This window comes from Pedobacter nutrimenti (assembly GCF_003208655.1).
GTDB lineage: Bacteria > Bacteroidota > Bacteroidia > Sphingobacteriales > Sphingobacteriaceae > Pedobacter > Pedobacter nutrimenti.
The window spans coordinates 45,620-67,952 of record NZ_QKLU01000012.1 but is presented as its reverse complement, the minus strand read 5'-3'; the positions used below and the strand labels follow the sequence as shown (position 1 = coordinate 67,952).

The following is a 22,333-nucleotide window of genomic DNA, read 5'->3' as shown; positions in this document are numbered from 1 at the left end:
CAAGTTTATTTTATCTTTTTTATCACAATTTCGTACCCAATCATAGCAAGGAATTTTGTTAATTTATCCAGGTGATTAAACAATATTTTCCTGAAGCCGCCGATACTTTTATACCCAGCAGTTTCGGTGTATTGTGCCCAAGTTACCCCCTCTTTTTTTAAGACTTCTTTAATTTTGTCTTTTGTGTCCATTATTCTATTCCCCTTTATTACTTTAATGAGTTTGCTATCAGTTTGTCTTCGGATCAGCTGGGGATCCGACACGCTCCGGAAGAACTTTGATAGCAAAATACTCCCCAGGTTAGGTGCCGGCTCTATATTTTTGCTATCAAAATCATGTCCAAGATCCGCTGCAGCTGATCAATCTTGATAGCAAACTATCTTCCTTTTTTAAGACAATTTATCTGTAGACTTAATTCTATCCTGAACAATACCTATCATTTTCTTAGCAACCTTATTACGATAAGTTGCACTTAGGTTTGCCGGCTCACATATGATTGTTTTACAATCATCCGCACCAATCCAATGACTAACACTTCCTAGTTCATTGGGATGCAAACCTGTTTTTAAATTTATTGTTTTGTCCTTATACTTTTTGCTTTTCATAATCATGATTTGATTTATATGATTTTAAATCATCCGGATCTTATCCCAGGCAACAGATCAATTCTTTGTTTTTTGAGAATGTTATTATTTGAGTCGCCTTTGCTTAATAATCAATTGTACAATTGAAAAACTTGTTGCTAAGAATGCACAGATCCAGGTATAAACCAGAACAAAGAAATATCCAATAGATCCACTTGGATATACTTGAAAAATGATTATCGAAATACCAATAATTGCCAATATGGCCAAAATGACGATTATTAATGTGGGTGTATCCAGTTGGTTTTTCATTGGCAAAATTTAAAGTTTGTTTTTTAAGATTTTTCTTCCCTTTAATTCTCTCCAGGTAGTTCCGGATTTGTAAGCAGCAGTTTTATACTGGTCTATTTCTGGATCTCAATTAATGGAATTATTCGAATCAAGTTTTCACCAACAGACTTCATCACCCCGACAAATTTTAAGGGAGTCTGTGAAGTACTGTTAATCTCAAATTTTAATGGGTAATTAGGCACAGTTGGACCATTAAAAAAATAATAGAATGCATTACATTTATAATTATCGGACACTCCAACATCTTTCATAAAAGTTCCACTTCCAGGATTTAGTAAACCATTTGGATTTATTTGGACTTCATTTTCGGCATTTTCTACTAATAAAAGATATTTAGATATAGGCTCAAAGTACGTCTCCGCCCTAATTTCCAACTCAATTTCCTTATTATTAGCGTTTTTCCTTATATAGGCGCGCACATTTTCGTAGTGTTGTACCCCTTCAGAATTAAATGTGTTTTTTTTGTTGATTACATCTATAATTTGTCGTAAGCCATGATCAAATCCTTTACCATAGATATCAATATATAATGCTTGCATTAATATCGCAGGCATCAAACAATCATCCAACTTCACAGGAATAAGTTTAGCTTTATTATGTGTAGCTTTATAAAGAGCATTTTGCCACTCTAATTTCACCATATTACTTGCCAGGCTGTTTTTAGAGACAAAAAAGAAAAAAAATTCACAGGCTTCCAAACCCTCGTCCATTTTATCGATAATTCCATCCCCTGGTTGCATTGACCAACTATCATAAAATACTTTATTTATTCCGAAAACTTCAGATAAGGCTTTTGCAATAGGCTCGACAATAGGTTTATCTAAATAATTGTGACTTAAAAATATCATAGCGTAAAATTAAATTTAGGTTTAATTCGTATTATAATTTATAAGTTTTCCTTTGTTTTTTAAGATTTTTAAACTTAGCAGTTTACCAAAGACATATATTCTTTATAGTCATCTGTTCCCATAAGGTTTTCTATAAATTTATCAAATCCAGAATTGTTCCGTTCTTGCACATGACGGGTAAAGCTCGCAACAGTTTTGCACTTTTCAAATCCCTTCGCTTTCATATCACTTTTAAATGCACCATCGTCTAAACCTTCAATCCATTCTTCAAAATCTAACTTGTTCGACAATTCAAAACCTTTAAGATGGTAGCGATATGCAGCATTGCCATGACTAAACATTAAAGATTTGAAACGCCTTTTAGGCTCGGGAAGGCTATTAATAAAATTTTCCTGATTAATATTACATTCATCCAGTGGGTGCTTAACTTTTATCATAGTAAACCTTAGTTGATGAGATTGGTGATCTAATTAAATAACAGTTTAATTTTGTTAATTGCTGATTCTGAAACAAAAGCTTTCAATGTATATGTTTTTTGGTTACGATTTGTAAAATCAAAAGACTTATAATCAACTGGTTCTTCCGCTATCTTTATAATTCGATACTTTTCATGTTTTTCAAAGAATCCACTACTTAGAATTAAATCGTAATTATTCATTTTAAGATATTTTGAAAACCAACTAGAAGTCCTAACACGATAACCAGAAGGAGTTATATGTCGCACAGTTTTTTGCAGATCCTTTAAACTTTTACATAGTAAATATACATATTCATCATTAGGGAACAATGCGAAAATATCCCCCGCTTTAGGTCTAACAGCTCTTAATATGTATGACTGCATATTGTTCGTTTTTAAGATTTTAATCCCTTAGGGAAAAGAAGATCTTTTAAATTTTATGTTTTGTTCGCCAATCGGTAATCCAGGATACTGAATTTCTTGGTTTTGCGGAAGTAACACTGTCAATATTAACCCTTATATCGTTGTCCAAAATAAGGATGATGCTGTCACCCTTGATATCCATTGCAGGTACAAAATGCTTTTGACCCTTATAATAGACATAATCAGTTTTATTTCTTATTGGACTTGTCTCAGCCCATAAAAGAACACCAAAAAGTAAAAGACCCAGACTCCCCAATAGAATAGTTTCGAATTTGTTCTTTTTTTTGATGGATTTATACATACCCAGTATAAATATTACTGCAAAAAAAATATAGTATCCCATTTATAAAGATTGATTTCTGATTTTAGACTCATCTGACATTGAAGAGAAATCCCCAAATTCCGGTTTTTTTGAAAAGACACACAATTTAGAAACTATTCGAATTGATGAAATAATGGTTAAAAATGCCAACAATACAATTGCTACTGGATTGGTAATTTGAGCAACTTGATACCCTAAATTTTGAAGATCAGCAGGATAATTTGAATTTGGAGTAAAGTCCAATATATTATTAAGGAGGATTTGCCCCATCATGCAAAGTCCCAGTAACCCAGCCAAACTTCGTTTAAATTTAAATTTGTTTAAATAAACTCTGCATGTACCAAAGATTATAAACAATCCTGCTCCATATATTAATGCCGTTTGATTTTCCATATTAAAATGTTCGCTTTTTAAGACTTATGTTTGTTATCACCGCTATTTCTTTCCGTGAAATCTGATCTCATATATAGTATTAGCCCTGATGAAAATGATACAACTAAAAAAACTGGTACAATTAACCTAACCATTTCTGATTTTATTTCTGCAAAAAAAAGAAAGTAGACTGCGCCAATTATCCAAAGTACTATTGATATTAAAATTGTTGTCGATCGTTTCATATTAATCGTTTTTTAAGACTTTCTTTCAGAGTTGGTGTAAATAATTGTCCGGAGTAAACAATAAAATGTTTACTTGTACTTCATCTTTTGAATATTTCTTATCAAGAACCTTTACTTGCCAAGTACCAACTTCATATTGCGCAGTTGCCAACAATTCTAAGGTTTCTGAATTCTTTATAAAATCCGACCAGGTACAATCGAAGAATTCACCCTCCAAGGGTAATACTACTGGATTGACAATTTCAAAAGAAGCACCTATAAGTGTATCAAAATTTATAGATAAAATCACATTCATATCATTCGTATATTGTTAATATAATTTTTGTTTTAATCTAATCAATCCTAAGGCTATATCTCTATCAGTTTCATTATAATCTGGCCCGTTACCGTAAGCGATTTGATTTAACTTTTGATTTGTTTGTTCCTCAGTGAAGTGATCTGGTATATGATATTTGAGGAATAATTCTACCTTATTGGACGGTTTGGAATTATATGCTAAATCCCGTATTAACAATAAAATTGTGGCAATAGAGGCCAAAGTAAAGACTACACCAGTAATTTTATAGAACGAAGTTGGTAGATTCCCGAAGTAATTCTTATCACCAAACAGGAACAAAAGTCCAATTACTCCATAAAACAAGAAGAGAAGCAATTTTATGAATAACGAATTAAAGTTTTTTTTATAATTCATATCGTTCGTTTTTTAATGGACGTAGTTATCAATTATATTATATAGATGTATGGCAAATTCAGTAACAAAATCAAGAAATGAAATCTTTGTTTCTTCTTCGCTATTTCTTACTTTATACAAACATAAGAATAGCAGAGCAGTGGATACGACTGACATTATTACTATGATTATAATATCGTTAAATTTTACCATTTCTTTAATTTTTTGATTATTAATAAATCTATGTTGTTGTATAGGATGTCTCTTTAGTTTTTATTTTATTCTCCACAGGCTCGTTTCCACATCGCCTCATCTTCTAATTCTTTGTTCGCCTCACGTTTCTTTGCGGCATTTAAAACAGGATACCACTCATAGAAGGCATCGTGTGCGTCCTTAAATAATTTTGCATTCGATTGGCCGTCATAACCGTCTAAGATTTCTTTTGCATAAAATCTGTATGTATTTTGACATTCTTGCATATACCGCTCAATTTCTTCAGAAGGCAAATCTTCAAGTCTGTTTTGACTGTAACTATATACGGTATTGTGTTGAGTTAACGACATAGTGTTTATTTTATTAACTAAGCCTAAGTGCTTTATTAATATAAATATACTCTATATAGAGTAAAATAACAAGTTTATTTTATCTTTTTTATCACAATTTCGTACCCAATCATAGCAAGGAATTTTGTTAATTTATCCAGGTGATTAAACAATATTTTCCTGAAACCACCTATACTTATATACCCAGTAGTTTCGGTGTATTGTGCCCAGGTAATCCCTTCGTTTCATGAGATTTTGTTTAATCATTTGCTATGGCATAAAAGAACTCCAAAATCTGTTCTTCTGCATCTTGCCAATCAGTGATGTTCTCTATTTGCCATTGAAACTTATTGCCGATTTTTCTGAATACCCTACAAGATTGATCATTAACAGAAACAAGACTTAGATTATGAACATATTGGTCATCATTTCTAAAAGAGTTCCGAGCATGGTCTTTGTTCATTCTAATTTTGAAACTTTCACCACTTAATGACCCTTCATAATAATTAGAATCATTTTCATAGGCTATTTTTATTGCTGCTAAGTGTTCGTTTTCCTCCTGAGTAATCATAATTAATTGTTTGTTATTAAGATTTTATTGAAAAATTGGTGCTGCGGGACTACACTGGGAGTTAAATAAGATATTGTCAAATACAATATCTATATCATCCCCAATGCGTTGTCCACTAATCCCGCAGGGGTAATAACTTACTCCATCTGGCTGGTTGAAAAGCATTTTATATAATTGTTTATCCCCATCAATAACAAAGAAGGAGCCTACTGGTATTTGGTATAATTTCATATATCTTGTTTTTTTCTCCAGGTTTGTTACGAATGTGATATCCCTCTGTAATGGAATGCAGTAAGACCATTCGGGAATTCTCCTGATTGAACTATATCCTTTTTTATTAAGGAAGAAAGCACACCTCTTAATACCTTTGTAGACATACCTGTACGATCCTCTAAATTCTCTATACATTCAGTGGGCATATCCTCAAAATCATCACCGTCTTTTAAAGCACTCACCACCTGTTGTTCTAATTCCGTTAGAAATTGTTCATTTTGGTCAATCAACTCACAAGTGTCATTAACCCAAAACACCCAGCTCTGATCATTCACATCATTAAACCAGACAGCGTTGTTGTTTTTATTTAAAATCCCATCGTATATACTGCCGATTTCGATTGTAGAACCATTCTTCCTAGAATCTTCAATTTTAGTAACTTTAAACTTTACATCTTGTGTTTTCATCTTATAAGCGTAAGCCTTAGTGCTTTACCAACATAAAAGTAACTATATAAAGTTACTTTTGCAAGTTTATTTTACTTTTTTTAATACAATTTCATAACCAATTAAATCAAAAGTACTTTGCAGTTTTTCAACCCGTTTGATTAAATTCTGTCTATAACTACCCTTTCCTTGGCCACCATCGAGTTCGGCCAACTTTTCCCAGGTTAAGTCCTCGTTTTTTAAGACTTCTTTGATTTTGTCTTTAACATTCATATTTTATTTTACCCTTAATTACTTTCATGAGACTACTATCAATATGTATCCGGATCAGCTGGGGATCCGGTACGCTCCGGAAGATCTTTGATAGCAAATCCTTCTCCTAACCTGGTACCGGCCGACAAGTTTTGCTATCAAAATCTTGCCCAGGATCCACTGCAGCTGATCATTCATGATAGCAAAATATCTTCGTTTTTTAAAATTTTGAATTACTCGTCCCCGGATGAATACTTTGACGGTTGCCCGACACCTCTTCTTACCTTTGCTTCTTTACCCTCGTTTTTTAAGACATTTTTTATTTTATCCTTCATATTTTGTTTACTCTTCATTTTATGCAAAACGCATTCCCGTATAAGCTTTTTCAAAATCTGGCGAAGCAGATAAGCCGCAATGAGCTGAGCCATTATACAATTTATATACTCCTCCAGGTTTCTTCCGGATCTGATCACCGGCAGCTGGCCAATTGACGTTTTTATTTTTTTCCTTTGATGTGTGTTTTGTTAATTCTGAAATCCATTATCTTATTCCCTTTTTCCTGATTATGAAATGCGCATAATGTTTGGTAGTTATGGATTGAATTTCTACCACCTAAATCAAGGGGTATTATATGGTCAATAGTTAAATTACTAGTTTCATTACATCCAGGCATTAAACATTTATAACCATCACGCTCAAAAATAAGATCTCTATGTTTAGCAGTAATATTTCGTTTTACCTTAATTCGTCCTACGATTCTATTAAATTTAGAATGTTTCCTGCTTTGACCTAATCTACTTTCATAATTACAGTCATCACTAGAATATCCAGCAAGGCGAAAACTGATACCATTTTCAATAGTTTTTAAGATGCTTGTCGCATCATCCTTGGAAACATTCTTCCCATTCAACCGACTATCATATCCACAATCATCACTAGAATACCCGAACAAACTAAAATTATCGTTTTTTAATTCTTCTTTGATCTTATCTTTTGCATCCATTATTAAATTCCCTTTAGTACCGTACTTACTTTCTTTTCCCCTTTATTTTCCTCCAGGTTCTACCGGATCTGCTGAGCTGGGGCAACTGATCACTTGCACCTGGTACTTTACGTTTATTGAGACATTCAATCTCGATTCAGGTTAGGTGTCTTTACCCATCCAGCAATTTCGACGCCCTCATATCGTAAGTATTTGTAAAGAGTGGCTTTGCTAATTTTAAGGGCGCTGCACATTTCATTCGTAGTTAGAATTTTGGAATTATAAAAGATAACAGCATTCTTGGCCGTTGCCATAGCAGCAGCCGTAAGCCCTTTCTTTTTACCGCCAATTCTTCCTCTCGCCCTGGCTGAGCTTAATCCTTCTCTTGTTCTTCTTATTAATCTCTTCCTTTCGCTATCAGCCATAAGCAGGAAAAATTTAGCTAGGAAATCCCCCCATTCAGAACTAGAGTCAACAAAAGGCTCTGTAATAGATTTTAAACCTACACCCATCTTGAACCATTCGTCAACGATCTTGATCATTTCGGGAGCTGATCTCCCTAACCTAGAGATCTCCCAAACTAGAACGGTATCTCCAGGCCTCAGGATAGAAATCATCTTATCAAATTCAGCTCTTTCGGTTTTTGCCCCGCTTATCTTTTCAAAAAAAAGCTTTTCACAAGCAAATTTCTTGAAAGCGTCAATCTGCATGTCTGGATTTTGATCCTCTTTAGAAACTCTTATATAACCTATCAGCATAGTTTAATTAAACGTGTATGTGCAATATAATGAACTTTGATTAAATAAACAGCTATTCTAAACTGATATATGAATCCAACCCCGTACTTCTCGTAGAATTCTAAAAGTTTAGAAAAACGATCGTTTTAATGAAATGTAAAAATAGCCCCGTAGGGCTATAAGACTTAGTAATTTAAACTAAGACATTCCTGCTTTGTTGCTTTAAGTAATCTTTCTATAAGCGGAATAAATTCACCATCTTTTATATAGCGATTAAAAGTAATGCTCTCAAAGCAGTAATCCTCCTTAATCGTTAGCCATTCATCCCCACCATCAATTTGATTAATAAAACAAAGGTTCATAAATGCAAACCCCTGCCCTAAACACCAATTACCTAAGCCTATCTTTTCTTGTAAGGATTCGATTGTAGGACATAATACTATTGATCTTTCTGTGAAAATTGGGTCATGAGCTTTGGCAATCCAACAGTTTAATGTTCCGATCTTAAACCAGGCTTGAATTAATGTGTTTTCGCGCAATTCTAATTGATTTTCCATGCTTTCTTAATTAAGTTATAAATTAATGTATGCTAGAAGTCAACGAGACAACAGGGGGATTAAGCAAAATAAAATATGGATAAAAAATGTGGAGGCTCCGACTGAAACATGAAGTTGGATACCCATTTTTTATCCATATTTTATTGGGAGAGCATATGCCCCCGAAGCGTCAGGGCGTGTCCCCCTGGCGAAGTAAATTTGCAGCACATTAATAAATAACCAAAATAAAAGGGGTCGAACCCCAAATATTTTGAAAAAAGTAATACATTTAATTGAGTGCAAATAAATTAAGGTTCAACTATTTTTCAATAAAAGTTAATTCGGGCAAGTTTGCCTCAAGAAGAGCATTAAACTGTTGAATTACATAGTTGGCTAATATTGGAGTATTCCTTTCACCATGTTCATGAACAAAGAAATAGACCTTTTCAATACCTCGGTTTACCCATTCTTGAATGCGGATCACCCAATCATCAATTCTCCGAAAATCAGATTCTACATATTTTCCGCCATTTCCAACAAACCGAATAAAGCATTCAGGAATTGTCAAATTCATATGGATCAAATCTCTCCTTCCAGAAGTGTCAGTAATTACAGCACCAATATTATTTCTGGATAAAACAGAAAAATATTCTTCTTTAACTTTCTCATTTGAAAACCATTCGGGGCTTCTAACTTCGACAAACAACTTAAACCCAGAGGGCACAGTCTCAACAAAGTCCTGTAATATGTGAAGTCTTTCAGGGCCAAAAATACCGAGCTGCAAAAAAGAAGCACCAAGATTATCACCAAAATTTGAGACAACATCTACAAAATTTTGAAAAATCTCGTTAACATCTTCCAGTTTTAATACATGTGAAATTAATTGTGGAAGTCTCGGACAGAACAAAAAATTAGATTTGGAGTTTTCAATTGCTAGTTTTTTCCATCCGATAACCCGGTCTCTATCTGGCAAAGAGTAAAACATGGCATTTAATTCTATGGAATTAAACTGAGTAAGGTACATTTTTAAAAAATCTGAAGTCTTAGTACCTTTGTTGTAAAGGTGCTTCGTCCAACTTTTTTGCCCCCAAGTTCCGCACCCAACATAAAATTTGACCTTTTTATTTTCTTCTGATTTTTCTAAAATCTTAGAAGTAATAGAGCCATCATTTGGAAGTGAAAAATTGACTGACAAAATCTCGTCTTCTTGTACTTTACCAAATTCCATATTTTAAATATCTAAAGGGTTGAAAACAATAATAATCAATTTATGTTTCATGATTTTCTATTTTATCACCAATCTGCGCCAATAATTCATCTGCCATTAGTTTATCAGATGTCCATTTAACCCCTTCTTCCTCTAACATCGGCAAAACAGTACCTAAGTAAATGTCCCCATCAAACACCATAAATTTATGCGATTCATGGTCAGGTATAACCAATAATACCTCCTTCTTACCACGTATTAGGACTTCTATATCGAACGGCTGCATAAAATTTTGAAAAGAAAATTTGAAAAATTGGCATAAACAAAGAACAATTTTATATGTAAATTGCTAAAAACTGATAGCAATTTTATATATAAATTGTTATAAAACCATATCAATTTCATAATTAAAACACTCAAAATACTAATATTATTAGTTATTGTTCCCTAAATGTGATATCTTTAATTATTATGAATCATTTAAAAAACGGTTATGTTGAAGTTAATTCGGAAATTTACAATTTCTGGCTTAATGAAGGAATAACATTTATTCAGATGTTAGTGGTTGAATGCAATGAGCCATACGAATATTTGGAAGAAGCTGCTGTTGAACTCATCCCTTATAAAGTAAAACCGGCGAACGCACCATATTGTTATCCCATCCAGTCACCCGATATTACTTGCGTAATTAATGGCATTCCGCTTATAATGTATATGACTAAAAAAAAATATATCAAAGATGTGTTATAATTATTCCCAGTATCTCGATAAAAAAGACTTAGAAGAAGAGGTGGGGAAAAAGATAATTCCCAACGATCAAACAGGTTTAACATCCTTTTACAATGCAAACGGATTTGATTTTCCAAAGATGCCTATAATCACATCAGAAAATCCAGATTTTATTCAAATTGCGGAATGGGGTTTTATACCGAAATGGACATTTGACCCTGAGGATTCAAAAAGTAAGCAAATTCGGAGTGGGACCCTAAATGCTAAAGCCGAAACCATTTTTGAGAAACCAACCTGGAAAGATTCTGCTGAAGATCTGCATTGCTTAATTTTAACCACTGGTTTTTTTGAACCTCACCATGCTCCAGATGGTTCCTGTATTTATTATTTCATCACAACAAAATCAAGAAAAGTTTTTTCTTTTGGCGGTTTATATAAAAAATGGATCAACAAAAAGACAGGAGAAGAACGAAAAAACTTCACCATTATCACTGTCGAGCCAACACCAATGCTCCGTAGATTACACAACAAAAAACCCAGAATGCCATATATACTTGGACCAGGTGAAGAAAATTTATGGCTAACGAGGGGTAATAATAGACTGGATATAGAAAATTTAACCCGAACTTATATTGATGACGATTTGATCGCTTGGCCTGTATCAAAATTAGCGAATCAAAAGCAAAATGTACCTTCAGTAATAGAACCTATTGAGTTTTCGGACTCTTTATTAATTGCAGAAAATAATTGGATTCTTACAGGTGAAAAGCCGAAATCAGAATTGTAAACTGAACTTCGGCTTTTAAATTTTAGAGATATTGACCTACCTCAATTCATTTGTGCATTTTCAGACCCCTATTAAAATCATGAAAACCCACAGATTAAAATGCTCCTAAATATTTTCCATCAACTCTACAATTGCTGATCAGACAAATGCAGCTTCGGACTATAAGTAGGTTTACATTTGGTTAACCAACCATAAATTAAAAATAAGTCAATGTTACTAAGGTAGCCTAAATTTAGTTTTCAGTGGTAACAACAGTTATAAGTATTTTTGCTTACAATTTTATTCTTATCAATTCATTTAGTCGTGTGGTATAACAAGGCGACAACATCTCATTTTTTAATCTCCATTGCCTTGCAAAGCCCTGTGCACCAAATCTAAGCTTATCGGAACCATAAAGGGCATTAATTTTATCAAGTGCTTGCATAATCTTATTTTGCTTCTGATCGTCGATCTGATAAAACAAGTTTTTTTGGCTCTGCGACTGGGGAACAATATCTGTAACCATGACTCCCGCCTTTTTATAAGAATATCCACTTTTGAAAATGTAACACAAGGCTTGTAATGCAAACTTATTTAATTCAAAGCTGCTGTTTGTTGCAACTGGTAAAACAATAGATTTTGAATTATTATATTGTTTAAGGTCAGTCCTAAAACCATTAGTATTTAAAAAAACAGTAATAACTTTACAACTAGAGTTTTGAGCCCTGAGTTTCATAGCACACCTGGCACTATAATTTGCTACGGCTTCAGCGATTGGTTCATAATCATTCAACATTTTACCGAAACTTCTACTGGTGCAAATACCCTTTTTCGATGGTGGATTTTCTTCCATTGGTATACATGGCTTTCCCCTTAATTCATGCCACATCCTTAACCCCGTGATGGTCATTTTCGTTTTAACCCAATCCGGAGGGAGATTAACGAACTGAAGGGCCGTCTTAATGCCATACTGATTCAACATCATTGCATATCTATTCCCTATACCCCACACATCCTGAACAGGAAAATCCAACAATGCGGCCCTAATCTCGTCCCTGTTCATTAGGGCCATCACACCCTGGAATTTAATCGGATCCTTTTTCGCTATCTTATTAGCAAGTTTAGCAAGCGTTTTAGTGGGGGCAATGCCTATACTAATCGGTATCCCAGTATTTTTAGTGGTTGTTTGAACAATTATCCGGGCATAATCACTCAAATTATAGTGATCGAACCCATCAAACAGTAAAAATGCTTCATCTATGCTATAGATCTCTACATTTGGTGAGAACCTGGATAATGTAGTCATAACACGGTTACTCATATCACCATACAAGGTATAATTGGAAGAAAAAACATGAACCTGTTTTTCCTCAATTAAATCCTTAATTTGGAATGCGGGTACACCCATTGCAATGCCCAATGCTTTAGCCTCATTGGAACGCGCAACAACACACCCGTCATTATTGCTTAGAACAACTACTGGCTTATCAATTAAGGCCGGATTAAAAAGCCTTTGACAGCTGGCGTAAAAATTATTACAATCCGCAATAGCAATCATTTTGTCTCATTTATTATGTAGGTGACTTTCCCCCAAATAATCCCATAATTTGATTCATCTATGAGGATAGGTTTAAAGTCATTATTGAAAGCAATCAAATATGTTTTCCCTTTCTCTTTTTTAAACTGCTTTAATGTAAATCCATCATCCACCCAAGCCACAACAATATTTCCGCTTTCAACCCGCTGCGACTTATCAATTATTGCTAATGATCCATCAAATATTCCAATTTCAATCATCGAAACACCACTGATTCGACCAATAAAAGTACTCGAGGGGTTCTTAATTAGAGTATCATTAAGGTCTATTGCAAGTTCCATATAATCAGCTGCAGGTGATGGAAAACCAGCCTGTATACCCCTTTCAAAATATGGAATTAGCATTTGTGTTTTAAAGTCTGCCGTATAAAGCTGTACTAAATGTTCCATAAAAGTAATTTTGAGATTCAAAATTACTAATTATTTTAGCATTTAATCAACGAAATAATTATTGAAAAATTGAAAGTATTATAATCATAAGGGGTTAAAGGCTTCAAAAATACATTCAAATACCCAATAAACAGGATTGTCTAGATACAAGGGGCACTTTAAATAAATTCCATTTTTGTTGAGTATACTAGATTATCATCATTTAAAACATTCAATTCTTTAATGGCATCGGCAGAGATTTCTTTAAAAGTATTGCAAAGATCGATGGCAAATTCTCTTGATTCCTGGTTTAATTGGTAGTCTTTCTTTAATGGCTCCAGAGCTGCTATTAATAGTTTATTCATTTGTTCGATAGAAAGAATGATTTCCTTATCCCCTTGACGCCTTTTAATTATACATGAATTCCAAAATTCACCCTCAAACATAGAGGGCTTTGTTATCTTATTGCGTTTAATGGCGATTGTCAGAAAATTAAAGGCACCATCGGATAGCTTTAACTTTATACTTAAGCTATAATTATAAGAATATACCATCTTTTGATTATATATTATATGATATTATAAGAAATTAGCCTCAAACTCTGGGGAGTGAAAATATGATCCAGATCAAGGATTTGATATTTTGTGGTATTCATCCAAAAGCATCAAAGCTAGTCTACGTTGAGAAGTATTGTCAAATTTATTGGATCGCGCAATTATGGTCAACTTATCTATTATTACGTTATTACTATCCTTTTCATCAAAACAAGCATCGATGAATTTTTCTAATATATCCCTTTTTTTAAATTGATAAAACGAACAAACCATAACAATTAGGCTTCCGACTACAATAGCAATAACAATATAGGGGTAAAAACTAAAGACCTGCCCAACTTTATCTGCACTAATAATGGCAATTAAATTAATCCCGGCTAAGAAAAGTAGTGGAGCTAATAATTTCTTTATTGTGGGCTTGCTTTTTTTAACTTTTCTAATTGCCTCAAATATTTGATCTTGATTTTTGAAAACTGTTTCCATAAAAATTGAATTTAATTGTGATGACAATTATACCTTTCACATATAAAACAAAAATTTCTAAATGATCTACCAAGTGGATCTGAACTATTAATTAATTTTTGTAATGTAAAATAGGTTTCCTTATCTATGAAGTACTCCCTATTTGTTGGACAGCTATAGATCAAACTTAAGATTATTTACGACACTTTTTTATTGTTCTGATAAAACACCTCATTTGGAGTAAGATCCCCATTGGCCTGATGCCTTCTCTCCTTGTTATAAAATTCGACATACCGTTTTACACCCTGGAATAATTCCATACCACCATTGGGCGGATTCAGGTAAATATACTCCTGCTTTAATGACCTCCAGAAGCGTTCAATGAACACATTGTCCAATGCTCTTCCTTTGCCATCCATGGAAATACTGATCTTGTTTCCTTTCAACACCTTAATAAAAATGGGACTGGTAAACTGTGATCCCTGATCGGTATTGAATATCTCGGGTTTCCCATGCTCTTCTATGGTTTCCAGCAGTACATCCCTGCACCATTCTACCGTCATAGTATTTGAAATGCTCCAGCCAACAATCTTGCGGCTATACACATCAATAATGGCAAACATATACATGAATCCCCGGAACATGGGGATATAAGTGATATCAGCCTGCCAAACCTGTCCCACACGGTCTATTTTTAACCCTTTGAGCAGATACGGGTATTTGTAATGTGCAGCATTTGCTTTGCTCAGGTTCTTCTTAGGATATATCGTGCTGAGGTTCATTACCCGGTATAAACGCCGTACACGTTTGGAATTTACATGATAGCCCAAGTCTTTGTTCAGGTATGCAGTCATCCGTTCCACACCATAAAATGGGCAGTCCAGGAATTTACGGTCAATTACATTCATCATCGATTGATTGAACTGGGATTCGCCTTTAGGCCTGAAATAATACTGGCTACGCTGCAGATCCAGCAACTTACATTGACCAGAAATACTCAGCGCATCATCTTCTGGGGAAATCAGGCTACGCCTTTCAATAATGCTCATTTCCCCAATACTTTTTTTAAGAAATCAACCTGGATCTGAAGTTCTCCAATTTTAGAGTATAATTCCTTTTCCTTGGATTCCTCCTTTTCAACGGCCTTCTCTGACCCAAAAACTGTATCCGCTTTTTCCAGAAATTCCCGTTTCCACGCGGTAATCTGCGTCGGGTGAAGACTATACTTACTGGCAAGCTCTTGTAATGTGCTCGCCTCTCTGATCGATTCAAGCACCACCTTGGTCTTGAATACAGGACTGAATTTTCTACGCTCTTTTTTCATTTTTCGACTGTTAAATTTATGAATTTAATCAGCTGTCCAATATTTGGGGAGTATTATACTATGTTTAGAATAGATGCAATGTCTCCAATTGATTTAGTACCGTTATCAATGAGCATTTTAACTTCCCTGGCTAACTTTAGCCTTTCTTCCTCAATATTCATTTCTGAAGTTTGTGACCTTCTTAGAATTCTTAGATAAGCATAACATGTTGCCTGATTAACACCCATCATTGGAGAACAATAGTTCAATTTTAAATCAGAATTCTGTATTACAACTCTTAACTTTTTATTTAATGAAACTTTAATATCGTCACCTATTTCACTATCTACTAACCTATTATGATTAAGTTGAGTTTCATTCGTATTCCTATCAGACCTTTTTGAAAAGGACTTATTTTCTGATTTTTCCTTGTCAGCTTTAAAATATGCCCTAAGTTCTATCAAAGTTTGTCGTAGACGTGTCTTTACTGTACCCAGCTTTAAATTTAATTCTTCTGAAACTTCTGGAAGTGTAAAACCCTTGAAATAGACTAAATCTAGAATTGTATAATGTTTAAGGTTGAGATCCATTATTACTTTTCTAAATCCAATTAAGTCAACATTCAAACCAGGCATATGTAATGATTCTGAGTAAATGTTTATATCGAGTTCCTGTAACATAAGGGCTTTTTTATATTCCTTACTTCGGCGCAAGTCAATTGCATTGTTTTTGGTAACATTTACTAACCAAGTATAAAATCTCCCTTTTTCGGGATCATAGTTGTCAATGCACTTCCAGACCTTTATAAAGGTGTCCTGGATGAGATCATCTAAAAAATGCTCTCTTACATATTCCTTAACAGCATTTCTTAAAGATTTCGAATATTTTGTAAAAACCTCATCAAAAGCATGATCTTTCCTTTGTTTCAATGCTCTGATTAATTTTGATTCATCCGTTAGCTTGATCACCTTTTCTATCATAGCAAAGATTATTTTGTTCTTGAGGAATCCTTGACATCGATCACATTATGGTGTAAAAGCCATGCTTTAAATGTTTCAGCCTTATCAGCGTCAACTTCATAATGAAGTGTTTTGCCGTTTCTAAGGCGCATAGTAAAAAGGTTGCTGGCTTTTGAAAATAGATCGATTTCAGTACCTGGATATTCAAATCCGTCAAAATTAAGTTCATGAGTAACGTTTTTCATAGTAAATAAGTTAGTTGGTTAAAAAGCCCACCGAAAACGGATGGGCTTTTAGGTAACGGTTTGGTTGGTTGGGCGGACCCGAGATTTTTATTTATTTAAAAAAATATGTCTGTACATAATAATGATTTAGAGCAGCTTACCTTATCACTATGCCATTTAGGGCAGTTAAAACCACTTTTTTCCATCTAAAAAGTAAATATAAAAAAAATACAAGTGTTATATTTGGCTATAACGGTTTTTATTTTTTCAAGGGTGATATTTCATCGATGATTTGTGATGATTTAGACACACTGAAGGTACTTCTGGGAAAGCGAATTCAAGAATTAAGAATGGAAAAGGGGCTGAGCATAAGAAAATTTGCACTGATTGCCGAAGTAGAAGATGCACAACTTATAAACATTGAGAAAGGCCGTGTTGACGTAAAATTACAAACGCTCCAAAAATTTTCTATGGCTTTTGGAGTTGAGGTAGGGGAACTTTTTGATTTTAGACATCTAAAATAAATAGGAAGGGGGCTTGGTCGAAACCTCACCCCCTATTAACGCTCTCTATTCAAATTTAAAGAATAAAAAAAGAGAATTGCAAACAAAAGTGTTATATTTAACTATAACACCTATAATAGTTAAAATTCTTAATCATTAATTTTATATTCGTACATTATTTGAAAACCTAGGCTCGGTTATCAAATTCTTTCTTAAAAAAGCGCTTAGAAATCTAAGTGCTTTTTTTATGATATGAAACTCTTTTTTTGCTATCAGTTTGTTTCCGGATCCGATGGGGAATCGGTCCGCTCCGGAAGAACTTTGATAGCAAAATATTCCCCAGGCCTGGCGCCGGCCATGAAGTTTTGCTATCAAAACCTTGTCCTGGAAGTTCTCCAGCTGATCAATCCTGATAGCAATGAGCCTTAAAAGTTAAAATTTAATTTTTGTGAATTATTATAAATAAGCGAGCCCACGTAATAACGTGGGCTTTGATCGCTTACCTACCTACAAGCTCTCGACCCCAGGTATTTTACTGTACTAACATTTAGTTAGATTTGACATTCAATAGGTAAAGGTAAAAAAAATAGGTGTTATAGTTAACTATAACACCTATTTTTTTACCTTATTCTTTCCTTGTTTCATTGGTTAAACACTGACATTAAACAATTTGACTATAAAATGTTTTACATAATTCTATTTTATTTCGTACATTTGAATGTGAAAAATTCAAAATCACATATCGAAAACAAAAAGCAAGGTAATACCGTTGTTAACCCATTCATAAAGATGATAGAGGATAAAAAGCGTATTTCTGAAGCAATAAAAGAAGGTAAAACCTTATCATCATTAAAGGAAATTGCCTTTGTCAAACCTCTATGATCTCGTAGAAGATAATTCCGGCTTTCAATTTATAAATAATGCCGGTGACGAATACAACGTATATTTCGTTGAGTATTATTTAATAGATCCGAATCATTTACCGGATGGGGTTAAGCCAATTTATACCATTGGTTTTAATTGTGTAAGACAAAATCCAAATGCCAAACAACGTTTTGACAATAAAACAAAAAATACAATATTGAATATTTTCAGGTCTTTTTTTGAAAATCATCCTGAGGATGCTTTTATTTTTATCTGCGATAATTCAGACGAGAGGGAACGACAAAGAAGAATAACCTTTGGTAAGTGGTTCAGAGAAGATAATGAAGATGACAAATTTGAACGTCACCACTCTCATATTGTACACTACGGATCAAACTGGTATAGTTCATTAATAATTTCAAAAGATTGCCCCAATAAAGTTGAATTAATAGACGCTTACCGCTTTACAATTAGACAAATGTTAGAAGCCCTATAACAAATTATAGGGCTTCTTTTTTGCTATCAGTTTGTTTCCGGATCCAATGGGGATCTGGTCCGCTCCAGAAGAACTTTGATAGCAAAATACTCTCTAGGCCTGGTGCCGGCTTCAATATTCTGCTATCAAAACCATGTCCAGGATCCGCTGCAGCTGATCAATCTTGATAGCAATCAATACTTAAATCCAATATTATTACTTTTGTATAAGTGGCCTGTAAAAGATGTTCTTGTTAGGTTTCGCTGAAGCTTATACGCCTTGAATAACTTCCAAATCGAAATTAAAATAAGAATTATAAAAACAATTTGATACAGTGAACCGAAACCAGCCACAATAAAAAAACCAATAATATTCCTAATTAATTTTATAAACGCTTCTCTGATCATATCTCATCCAGGGTTAATCTATCATTTAAAAAAAGGTCTATATATTTATAATCGTTCAAACTATAAAAGTTAAATGAAATTTTACTTTTTGTGTTGAAATACAATTTCATTGAATCCGTCGGATAAATATCGTAGACACCTGTTAATTGGTCTTTAAAATTTATTATGATGTTTGGGTCATTGCTTTTAAGTTCAATCCAGTGAATTTGGCCTTTATTGTTAAACGTCATTCTTAAAGTATCTGCTTTACAATTGATATTTTGATATACAATTTCCCGGTTATTTTTAGAAACAAGGCTGTAATCTCCAAAGTATTCACCCAGATTATTTTCAGTAATCTTATATGCACCCTTTTCTATCATCAAAGGTTTGATCTGGGCCGAAACACGACTACAGTTAAATAGTACAAAAATCAACCAGATCCTACGCATAAGTATTAATTCACGTTGAATGTATGAACAAGTTCAAACAGACCATTTGCATAAAACTTTTGAACCCTTATAGTTACACTTTGACCTACTGTTAATTTAGAAAGATCTAAGTTGTGACCTTCAGGTAATACATAAGACGGCGCCCCATCAATACTAAAACTAGTTACGTTTTTGCCGTCTTCTGTTAACTTCACGCTCGAATCCAACCAAGTATTTAAATCTAAAATTGAATTACCTTTTGTAACACTTGCTGGAGCTTTAGTTAAAGCAAATTTCTCGGCATTTACGGTAATTGTTCTGGTTTCAAGTTTAGTGCCTGGTGTTGTCTGTTTATTATAGTCTTTAATTTTCATGGACTCCTCTTTAGGTTGAACAACTAACGGAAGAACAGTTTTAACTTTCCAATATTCAACAGTAGCTTTAAGAGGATTATTAATAGCATTTGCGGTTGATTGTAACGGAAATATAATTGAAGCACCATTGAAATCACTTGGTAATAATATCTGATCAAGCATATAAGGCTTTCTGGTAATAATTGTCGTAAGCTGTTCACCTACCTGATGAAAATCATAATCCATTAAAATTTCTTTTGCTACTTCAGTTTTCCAATCTTGGTTTGCAATGGGCTTAAGTAACCAAACATAACTGTTTTCAGTAGGGCTATTTCCAATTCTTGAATAAATACCTAAAGAACTGGTATACTTGCCGGCATCAGTTTCTAAAGGAGTATTCGCTAGAGGATTAACATTTACATAATAATTAGCTTTTGAAAACATTTCCTCAAAAGCATATTTAAAATTCGATGGGGCTGGATCAGGCGCAACTTCACTGTCTTTTTTACAACTGACAGCAAAAATAGCGATGAATAAAAAAAGAAGAGTTCTTACGTGTACAATTTTCATAATATGGATTTTTAAGTGTTAATTTTTTGTCTTTTAATCTATACTTCAAATATGGGAAATATTTCGCCATATTTGGCAATAAATAATAAGTATTTTAATTTTTTTTCCCCTCAATACATAATTTTACATCTTAAGTATTGATTATCAACTATTTATTTTTTATTGTTTCTGAACATTTCGAAGATGGACATGGCCTCTTCACGAATTTTAACGTAATTTTTTTCAATTGCATCAGGTGTTGCGTGTGTAGAAAAGGCAGGAATATTGGCAATTTTTTCATCTATTATCTCCCTTTTAACCATTCCATGAAAGTAAGGCTCTTCAGTTCCCATTGTTAATCCGTAGAATTCTCCCGTTTTTAGATTCAAAACATCTTTAGGCCGAACTAGGTCCTTTAACTGGTAGCTTTCATTTTTTGCAAGCGAGTTACCTCCCCCACTCAAACTAGAATTAACAGAGGTGTTTTGAGAATAAGTAACCTTTTCCTCCTTACCAAAAAGTTCTGAAACATATCGGGCAGTTTTGGTACTCCTAGTTCTACCATAGATTTGTGTATTTAAATTATCCATCAAGGTTTGAGATCCCTGGGGACCGTAAAGATCCTCATATTGTGATATACTTTGTGCTAGACATATCACCGAGATACCATAACTTCTACAAACAGCAGGAATATTAGGAAAATTAGGAATGTAGAGCTGAGCTGCTTCATCCATTAAAACGACGCTACGCTTTTTGTTTTCAGAAATCATTTTCTTAATAGCTATAGTCATCATGCAAGAAATAATGGGATTTAAAGCCTCAGAAACCTGTGAATCATTACCTATGATTACATGTTTTGGATTTTTAGGGTCATTTACATTTAGCACAAAATCATTACCAGATAGCACCCAAAAAATATTTTTGGTATTAATAACAGCAAAGGCAGTTTGTAAAGTTGAAAGTACACCAGCAATTTGGTTATCAGCATGTCTTTGGATTGCACTATGAATACTGCTGACTAAACCATCAGTTTCCATATCTGACATCAACATATTAACCAACTCTATAGTATCGCCATTATTGATAATGGCAATTACATGTGGTAATGTACAAAACTGAGGATAATTCTTTTTTAGATACCACATAGTACCAGTTAACAAAGCGGTAGAACTTCTCATCCAAAAATCTGGGTTCTTAATTGATTCAGGCATCAAATTACTTACAAGTGATTTTGAATATTGAGTAGCAAATGTGACCTGCTGAAGTAAACTTTGGTGTAATACGTTCGTTCTATGGGTACGGGTAGGATCCATAAAATTTATGATCCAACAGGTTTTTCTATCTTCATTATTAATTTTACCATCAACCTTTACAAGTTCATGATAGATTTTACTAGCTAAAACGGGAAATTTATAATCAAAGGTGATACTTGCAAAATCTTCTTGGGTCATTTGCTCGATAATGGGGAAGGCTATACTTTCTGTTTTACCAGATCCAGCGGAAGCTATCACACTAATTCCAGCGTTGGGGACTGGAATATTTATATACTTATCATTGACCAGGGGAATGACAAATCCCCCCTCTTTATAAAGTGGATTTTGATCTGATTTAATATCAAAATCGTCCTTTAAACCATTACCAATTGTAACTGTTTTTGCAATAAGTACACAACTGGTGATAACTAGGAAAAAAGATAAAGGATAATTAAATCCTATAAATGGCAAATCAGTAACTAAAATAAAGAATAAACTGGCTGGAATGAAGGAAAGCCATATTAAAACCTTATAAGAAAGACTGCGCCTTTTAGAAATTGTAGAAACAGAATACTTCTTAAATAGATAACAACAGATTAACAATCCTAACACAAAACCAATTCGCAATACAAAACCTATTGCTATTGCTGTAGTATGCGCAAAATTGATTTTCGGTAAATAAGAGCTAAAAAAATTATTATCAAAAAGATAATAATAATACTGTAAGCCAAAAAAGACGGAACATATCCCCAAGAAGGAATAAGCAACATTTGCTTCTTTTTTCATAAAGTAACGGTTT

The 22,333-nt window shown here is 33.6% G+C and carries 34 protein-coding genes; 5 read left to right on the top strand and 29 right to left on the bottom strand.

Features of this window, described 5'->3' with window-relative positions; all coding sequences use genetic code 11:
• Positions 1–389: 389 nt before the first annotated feature.
• From B0O44_RS24525 to B0O44_RS24435, 18 genes are all read right to left on the bottom strand, one after another.
• The gene (locus B0O44_RS24525; RefSeq protein WP_146229905.1) at positions 390–605 is read right to left on the bottom strand and encodes a hypothetical protein; all 216 of its coding nucleotides are present in this window, start codon (positions 603–605) and stop codon (positions 390–392) included.
• A 383-nt stretch (positions 606–988) separates the two neighbouring features.
• Positions 989–1,783: a toll/interleukin-1 receptor domain-containing protein gene (locus B0O44_RS24520; RefSeq protein ID WP_110834753.1), complete on the bottom strand. Its 795-nt coding sequence runs from the start codon at positions 1,781–1,783 to the stop codon at positions 989–991.
• A 74-nt stretch (positions 1,784–1,857) separates the two neighbouring features.
• A complete protein-coding gene (locus B0O44_RS24515; RefSeq protein ID WP_110834752.1) occupies positions 1,858–2,220 on the bottom strand; it encodes a hypothetical protein in 363 nt (120 codons plus the stop codon).
• A gap of 29 nt (positions 2,221–2,249) precedes the next feature.
• Positions 2,250–2,624, bottom strand: a complete 375-nt coding sequence (locus tag B0O44_RS24510) for a hypothetical protein (protein WP_110834751.1) — start codon at positions 2,622–2,624, stop codon at positions 2,250–2,252.
• A gap of 46 nt (positions 2,625–2,670) precedes the next feature.
• The gene (locus B0O44_RS24505; RefSeq protein ID WP_110834750.1) at positions 2,671–3,006 is read right to left on the bottom strand and encodes a hypothetical protein; all 336 of its coding nucleotides are present in this window, start codon (positions 3,004–3,006) and stop codon (positions 2,671–2,673) included.
• A complete protein-coding gene (locus B0O44_RS24500) occupies positions 3,007–3,378 on the bottom strand; it encodes a hypothetical protein (protein WP_110834749.1) in 372 nt (123 codons plus the stop codon).
• Between the two features lie 249 nt (positions 3,379–3,627).
• Positions 3,628–3,897 (bottom strand): hypothetical protein, encoded by a 270-nt coding sequence (locus B0O44_RS24495; RefSeq protein WP_110834748.1) that lies wholly within the window; start codon positions 3,895–3,897, stop codon positions 3,628–3,630.
• 15 nt (positions 3,898–3,912) lie between these two features.
• Positions 3,913–4,293, bottom strand: coding sequence for a hypothetical protein (locus B0O44_RS24490; RefSeq protein WP_110834747.1), 381 nt, complete (start codon positions 4,291–4,293; stop codon positions 3,913–3,915).
• Positions 4,294–4,550: 257 nt separating this feature from the next.
• Positions 4,551–4,835 carry a hypothetical protein gene (locus B0O44_RS24480; protein WP_146229904.1) on the bottom strand — a complete coding sequence of 95 codons (285 nt, stop codon included), beginning with the start codon at positions 4,833–4,835 and terminating at the stop codon, positions 4,551–4,553.
• Positions 4,836–5,073: 238 nt separating this feature from the next.
• A complete protein-coding gene (locus tag B0O44_RS24475) occupies positions 5,074–5,385 on the bottom strand; it encodes a hypothetical protein (RefSeq protein WP_110834744.1) in 312 nt (103 codons plus the stop codon).
• 24 nt (positions 5,386–5,409) lie between these two features.
• Positions 5,410–5,616, bottom strand: coding sequence for a hypothetical protein (locus B0O44_RS24900; RefSeq protein WP_146229903.1), 207 nt, complete (start codon positions 5,614–5,616; stop codon positions 5,410–5,412).
• A gap of 26 nt (positions 5,617–5,642) precedes the next feature.
• Positions 5,643–6,065 (bottom strand): hypothetical protein, encoded by a 423-nt coding sequence (locus B0O44_RS24470; protein ID WP_110834743.1) that lies wholly within the window; start codon positions 6,063–6,065, stop codon positions 5,643–5,645.
• 66 nt (positions 6,066–6,131) lie between these two features.
• Positions 6,132–6,317, bottom strand: a complete 186-nt coding sequence (locus tag B0O44_RS24465; RefSeq protein ID WP_110834742.1) for a hypothetical protein — start codon at positions 6,315–6,317, stop codon at positions 6,132–6,134.
• 475 nt (positions 6,318–6,792) lie between these two features.
• Positions 6,793–7,299 carry an HNH endonuclease gene (locus B0O44_RS25135; protein ID WP_211321450.1) on the bottom strand — a complete coding sequence of 169 codons (507 nt, stop codon included), beginning with the start codon at positions 7,297–7,299 and terminating at the stop codon, positions 6,793–6,795.
• 125 nt (positions 7,300–7,424) lie between these two features.
• Complete coding sequence (locus tag B0O44_RS24450; RefSeq protein WP_110834740.1) at positions 7,425–8,036, bottom strand: recombinase family protein; 612 nt, start codon at positions 8,034–8,036, stop codon at positions 7,425–7,427.
• Between the two features lie 164 nt (positions 8,037–8,200).
• On the bottom strand, positions 8,201–8,572 hold the full coding sequence (locus B0O44_RS24445) for a hypothetical protein (RefSeq protein WP_110834739.1): 372 nt from the start codon (positions 8,570–8,572) through the stop codon (positions 8,201–8,203).
• 298 nt (positions 8,573–8,870) lie between these two features.
• Entirely contained in the window at positions 8,871–9,779 is a 909-nt protein-coding gene (locus tag B0O44_RS24440; RefSeq protein WP_110834738.1) for a DUF72 domain-containing protein, read from the bottom strand.
• Between the two features lie 40 nt (positions 9,780–9,819).
• Positions 9,820–10,044, bottom strand: a complete 225-nt coding sequence (locus B0O44_RS24435; protein WP_110834737.1) for a hypothetical protein — start codon at positions 10,042–10,044, stop codon at positions 9,820–9,822.
• 185 nt (positions 10,045–10,229) lie between these two features.
• On the opposite strand from B0O44_RS24435, the gene B0O44_RS24430 reads away from it, so the two are divergent.
• A complete protein-coding gene (locus tag B0O44_RS24430) occupies positions 10,230–10,508 on the top strand; it encodes a hypothetical protein (protein WP_110834736.1) in 279 nt (92 codons plus the stop codon).
• Positions 10,498–11,274 carry an SOS response-associated peptidase gene (locus B0O44_RS24425; protein ID WP_110834735.1) on the top strand — a complete coding sequence of 259 codons (777 nt, stop codon included), beginning with the start codon at positions 10,498–10,500 and terminating at the stop codon, positions 11,272–11,274. Before B0O44_RS24430 ends, B0O44_RS24425 begins: the two co-directional genes overlap by 11 nt.
• Positions 11,275–11,545: 271 nt before the next feature.
• Here B0O44_RS24425 and B0O44_RS24420 read toward each other — a convergent pair whose 3' ends face one another.
• From B0O44_RS24420 to B0O44_RS24385, 8 genes are all read right to left on the bottom strand, one after another.
• Complete coding sequence (locus B0O44_RS24420; protein ID WP_146229902.1) at positions 11,546–12,811, bottom strand: Y-family DNA polymerase; 1,266 nt, start codon at positions 12,809–12,811, stop codon at positions 11,546–11,548.
• On the bottom strand, positions 12,808–13,239 hold the full coding sequence (locus tag B0O44_RS24415) for a LexA family protein (RefSeq protein WP_110834734.1): 432 nt from the start codon (positions 13,237–13,239) through the stop codon (positions 12,808–12,810). The genes B0O44_RS24420 and B0O44_RS24415 overlap by 4 nt, the downstream gene beginning before the upstream one ends.
• Before the next feature lie 158 nt (positions 13,240–13,397).
• Complete coding sequence (locus B0O44_RS24410) at positions 13,398–13,772, bottom strand: hypothetical protein (protein WP_110834733.1); 375 nt, start codon at positions 13,770–13,772, stop codon at positions 13,398–13,400.
• Positions 13,773–13,844: 72 nt separating this feature from the next.
• Positions 13,845–14,255: a hypothetical protein gene (locus B0O44_RS24405; RefSeq protein WP_110834732.1), complete on the bottom strand. Its 411-nt coding sequence runs from the start codon at positions 14,253–14,255 to the stop codon at positions 13,845–13,847.
• A gap of 176 nt (positions 14,256–14,431) precedes the next feature.
• Positions 14,432–15,283: an IS3 family transposase gene (locus tag B0O44_RS24400; protein WP_110834731.1), complete on the bottom strand. Its 852-nt coding sequence runs from the start codon at positions 15,281–15,283 to the stop codon at positions 14,432–14,434.
• Positions 15,280–15,558 (bottom strand): transposase, encoded by a 279-nt coding sequence (locus B0O44_RS24395; RefSeq protein WP_110834730.1) that lies wholly within the window; start codon positions 15,556–15,558, stop codon positions 15,280–15,282. The genes B0O44_RS24400 and B0O44_RS24395 overlap by 4 nt, the downstream gene beginning before the upstream one ends.
• A gap of 53 nt (positions 15,559–15,611) precedes the next feature.
• Positions 15,612–16,517, bottom strand: coding sequence for an RNA polymerase sigma factor (locus tag B0O44_RS24390; protein ID WP_110834729.1), 906 nt, complete (start codon positions 16,515–16,517; stop codon positions 15,612–15,614).
• A gap of 8 nt (positions 16,518–16,525) precedes the next feature.
• On the bottom strand, positions 16,526–16,741 hold the full coding sequence (locus B0O44_RS24385) for a hypothetical protein (protein ID WP_110834728.1): 216 nt from the start codon (positions 16,739–16,741) through the stop codon (positions 16,526–16,528).
• A 149-nt stretch (positions 16,742–16,890) separates the two neighbouring features.
• Between B0O44_RS24385 and B0O44_RS24380 the strand changes: the two genes are divergently transcribed.
• The 3 genes from B0O44_RS24380 (at position 16,891) to B0O44_RS24370 (ending at position 18,583) form a co-directional block, all read left to right on the top strand.
• Positions 16,891–17,244, top strand: a complete 354-nt coding sequence (locus B0O44_RS24380; RefSeq protein WP_110834727.1) for a helix-turn-helix domain-containing protein — start codon at positions 16,891–16,893, stop codon at positions 17,242–17,244.
• 231 nt (positions 17,245–17,475) lie between these two features.
• Positions 17,476–17,652: a hypothetical protein gene (locus tag B0O44_RS25045; protein WP_170123406.1), complete on the top strand. Its 177-nt coding sequence runs from the start codon at positions 17,476–17,478 to the stop codon at positions 17,650–17,652.
• Positions 17,653–18,088: 436 nt separating this feature from the next.
• Positions 18,089–18,583 carry a DUF6169 family protein gene (locus B0O44_RS24370; RefSeq protein ID WP_110834725.1) on the top strand — a complete coding sequence of 165 codons (495 nt, stop codon included), beginning with the start codon at positions 18,089–18,091 and terminating at the stop codon, positions 18,581–18,583.
• Between the two features lie 382 nt (positions 18,584–18,965).
• Here B0O44_RS24370 and B0O44_RS24360 read toward each other — a convergent pair whose 3' ends face one another.
• The 3 genes from B0O44_RS24360 to B0O44_RS24350 form a co-directional block, all read right to left on the bottom strand.
• A complete protein-coding gene (locus B0O44_RS24360) occupies positions 18,966–19,400 on the bottom strand; it encodes a hypothetical protein (protein WP_110834723.1) in 435 nt (144 codons plus the stop codon).
• A gap of 5 nt (positions 19,401–19,405) precedes the next feature.
• Complete coding sequence (locus tag B0O44_RS24355) at positions 19,406–20,302, bottom strand: hypothetical protein (RefSeq protein WP_110834722.1); 897 nt, start codon at positions 20,300–20,302, stop codon at positions 19,406–19,408.
• A 152-nt stretch (positions 20,303–20,454) separates the two neighbouring features.
• Positions 20,455–22,320 (bottom strand): type IV secretory system conjugative DNA transfer family protein, encoded by a 1,866-nt coding sequence (locus B0O44_RS24350; protein ID WP_110834721.1) that lies wholly within the window; start codon positions 22,318–22,320, stop codon positions 20,455–20,457.
• Positions 22,321–22,333 lie beyond the last annotated feature (13 nt).

Coding starts and splice junctions, on each gene's coding strand:
- B0O44_RS24445 (WP_110834739.1), bottom strand. CDS start 8,572: ATGGAAAATCAATTAGAATTGCGCGAAAACACATTAATTCAAGCCTGG.
- B0O44_RS24450 (WP_110834740.1), bottom strand. CDS start 8,036: ATGCTGATAGGTTATATAAGAGTTTCTAAAGAGGATCAAAATCCAGAC.
- B0O44_RS24420 (WP_146229902.1), bottom strand. CDS start 12,811: ATGATTGCTATTGCGGATTGTAATAATTTTTACGCCAGCTGTCAAAGG.
- B0O44_RS24520 (WP_110834753.1), bottom strand. CDS start 1,783: ATGATATTTTTAAGTCACAATTATTTAGATAAACCTATTGTCGAGCCT.
- B0O44_RS25135 (WP_211321450.1), bottom strand. CDS start 7,299: ATGGATGCAAAAGATAAGATCAAAGAAGAATTAAAAAACGATAATTTT.
- B0O44_RS24510 (WP_110834751.1), bottom strand. CDS start 2,624: ATGCAGTCATACATATTAAGAGCTGTTAGACCTAAAGCGGGGGATATT.
- B0O44_RS24515 (WP_110834752.1), bottom strand. CDS start 2,220: ATGATAAAAGTTAAGCACCCACTGGATGAATGTAATATTAATCAGGAA.
- B0O44_RS24475 (WP_110834744.1), bottom strand. CDS start 5,385: ATGATTACTCAGGAGGAAAACGAACACTTAGCAGCAATAAAAATAGCC.
- B0O44_RS24490 (WP_110834747.1), bottom strand. CDS start 4,293: ATGAATTATAAAAAAAACTTTAATTCGTTATTCATAAAATTGCTTCTC.
- B0O44_RS24380 (WP_110834727.1), top strand. CDS start 16,891: ATGCCATTTAGGGCAGTTAAAACCACTTTTTTCCATCTAAAAAGTAAA.
- B0O44_RS24500 (WP_110834749.1), bottom strand. CDS start 3,378: ATGGAAAATCAAACGGCATTAATATATGGAGCAGGATTGTTTATAATC.
- B0O44_RS24430 (WP_110834736.1), top strand. CDS start 10,230: ATGAATCATTTAAAAAACGGTTATGTTGAAGTTAATTCGGAAATTTAC.
- B0O44_RS24440 (WP_110834738.1), bottom strand. CDS start 9,779: ATGGAATTTGGTAAAGTACAAGAAGACGAGATTTTGTCAGTCAATTTT.
- B0O44_RS24360 (WP_110834723.1), bottom strand. CDS start 19,400: ATGCGTAGGATCTGGTTGATTTTTGTACTATTTAACTGTAGTCGTGTT.
- B0O44_RS24470 (WP_110834743.1), bottom strand. CDS start 6,065: ATGAAAACACAAGATGTAAAGTTTAAAGTTACTAAAATTGAAGATTCT.
- B0O44_RS24900 (WP_146229903.1), bottom strand. CDS start 5,616: ATGAAATTATACCAAATACCAGTAGGCTCCTTCTTTGTTATTGATGGG.
- B0O44_RS24495 (WP_110834748.1), bottom strand. CDS start 3,897: ATGAATGTGATTTTATCTATAAATTTTGATACACTTATAGGTGCTTCT.
- B0O44_RS24505 (WP_110834750.1), bottom strand. CDS start 3,006: ATGGGATACTATATTTTTTTTGCAGTAATATTTATACTGGGTATGTAT.
- B0O44_RS24400 (WP_110834731.1), bottom strand. CDS start 15,283: ATGAGCATTATTGAAAGGCGTAGCCTGATTTCCCCAGAAGATGATGCG.
- B0O44_RS25045 (WP_170123406.1), top strand. CDS start 17,476: ATGAAACTCTTTTTTTGCTATCAGTTTGTTTCCGGATCCGATGGGGAA.
- B0O44_RS24405 (WP_110834732.1), bottom strand. CDS start 14,255: ATGGAAACAGTTTTCAAAAATCAAGATCAAATATTTGAGGCAATTAGA.
- B0O44_RS24465 (WP_110834742.1), bottom strand. CDS start 6,317: ATGAATGTTAAAGACAAAATCAAAGAAGTCTTAAAAAACGAGGACTTA.
- B0O44_RS24435 (WP_110834737.1), bottom strand. CDS start 10,044: ATGCAGCCGTTCGATATAGAAGTCCTAATACGTGGTAAGAAGGAGGTA.
- B0O44_RS24410 (WP_110834733.1), bottom strand. CDS start 13,772: ATGGTATATTCTTATAATTATAGCTTAAGTATAAAGTTAAAGCTATCC.
- B0O44_RS24355 (WP_110834722.1), bottom strand. CDS start 20,302: ATGAAAATTGTACACGTAAGAACTCTTCTTTTTTTATTCATCGCTATT.
- B0O44_RS24525 (WP_146229905.1), bottom strand. CDS start 605: ATGAAAAGCAAAAAGTATAAGGACAAAACAATAAATTTAAAAACAGGT.
- B0O44_RS24415 (WP_110834734.1), bottom strand. CDS start 13,239: ATGGAACATTTAGTACAGCTTTATACGGCAGACTTTAAAACACAAATG.
- B0O44_RS24385 (WP_110834728.1), bottom strand. CDS start 16,741: ATGAAAAACGTTACTCATGAACTTAATTTTGACGGATTTGAATATCCA.
- B0O44_RS24480 (WP_146229904.1), bottom strand. CDS start 4,835: ATGTCGTTAACTCAACACAATACCGTATATAGTTACAGTCAAAACAGA.
- B0O44_RS24350 (WP_110834721.1), bottom strand. CDS start 22,320: ATGAAAAAAGAAGCAAATGTTGCTTATTCCTTCTTGGGGATATGTTCC.
- B0O44_RS24425 (WP_110834735.1), top strand. CDS start 10,498: ATGTGTTATAATTATTCCCAGTATCTCGATAAAAAAGACTTAGAAGAA.
- B0O44_RS24395 (WP_110834730.1), bottom strand. CDS start 15,558: ATGAAAAAAGAGCGTAGAAAATTCAGTCCTGTATTCAAGACCAAGGTG.
- B0O44_RS24390 (WP_110834729.1), bottom strand. CDS start 16,517: ATGATAGAAAAGGTGATCAAGCTAACGGATGAATCAAAATTAATCAGA.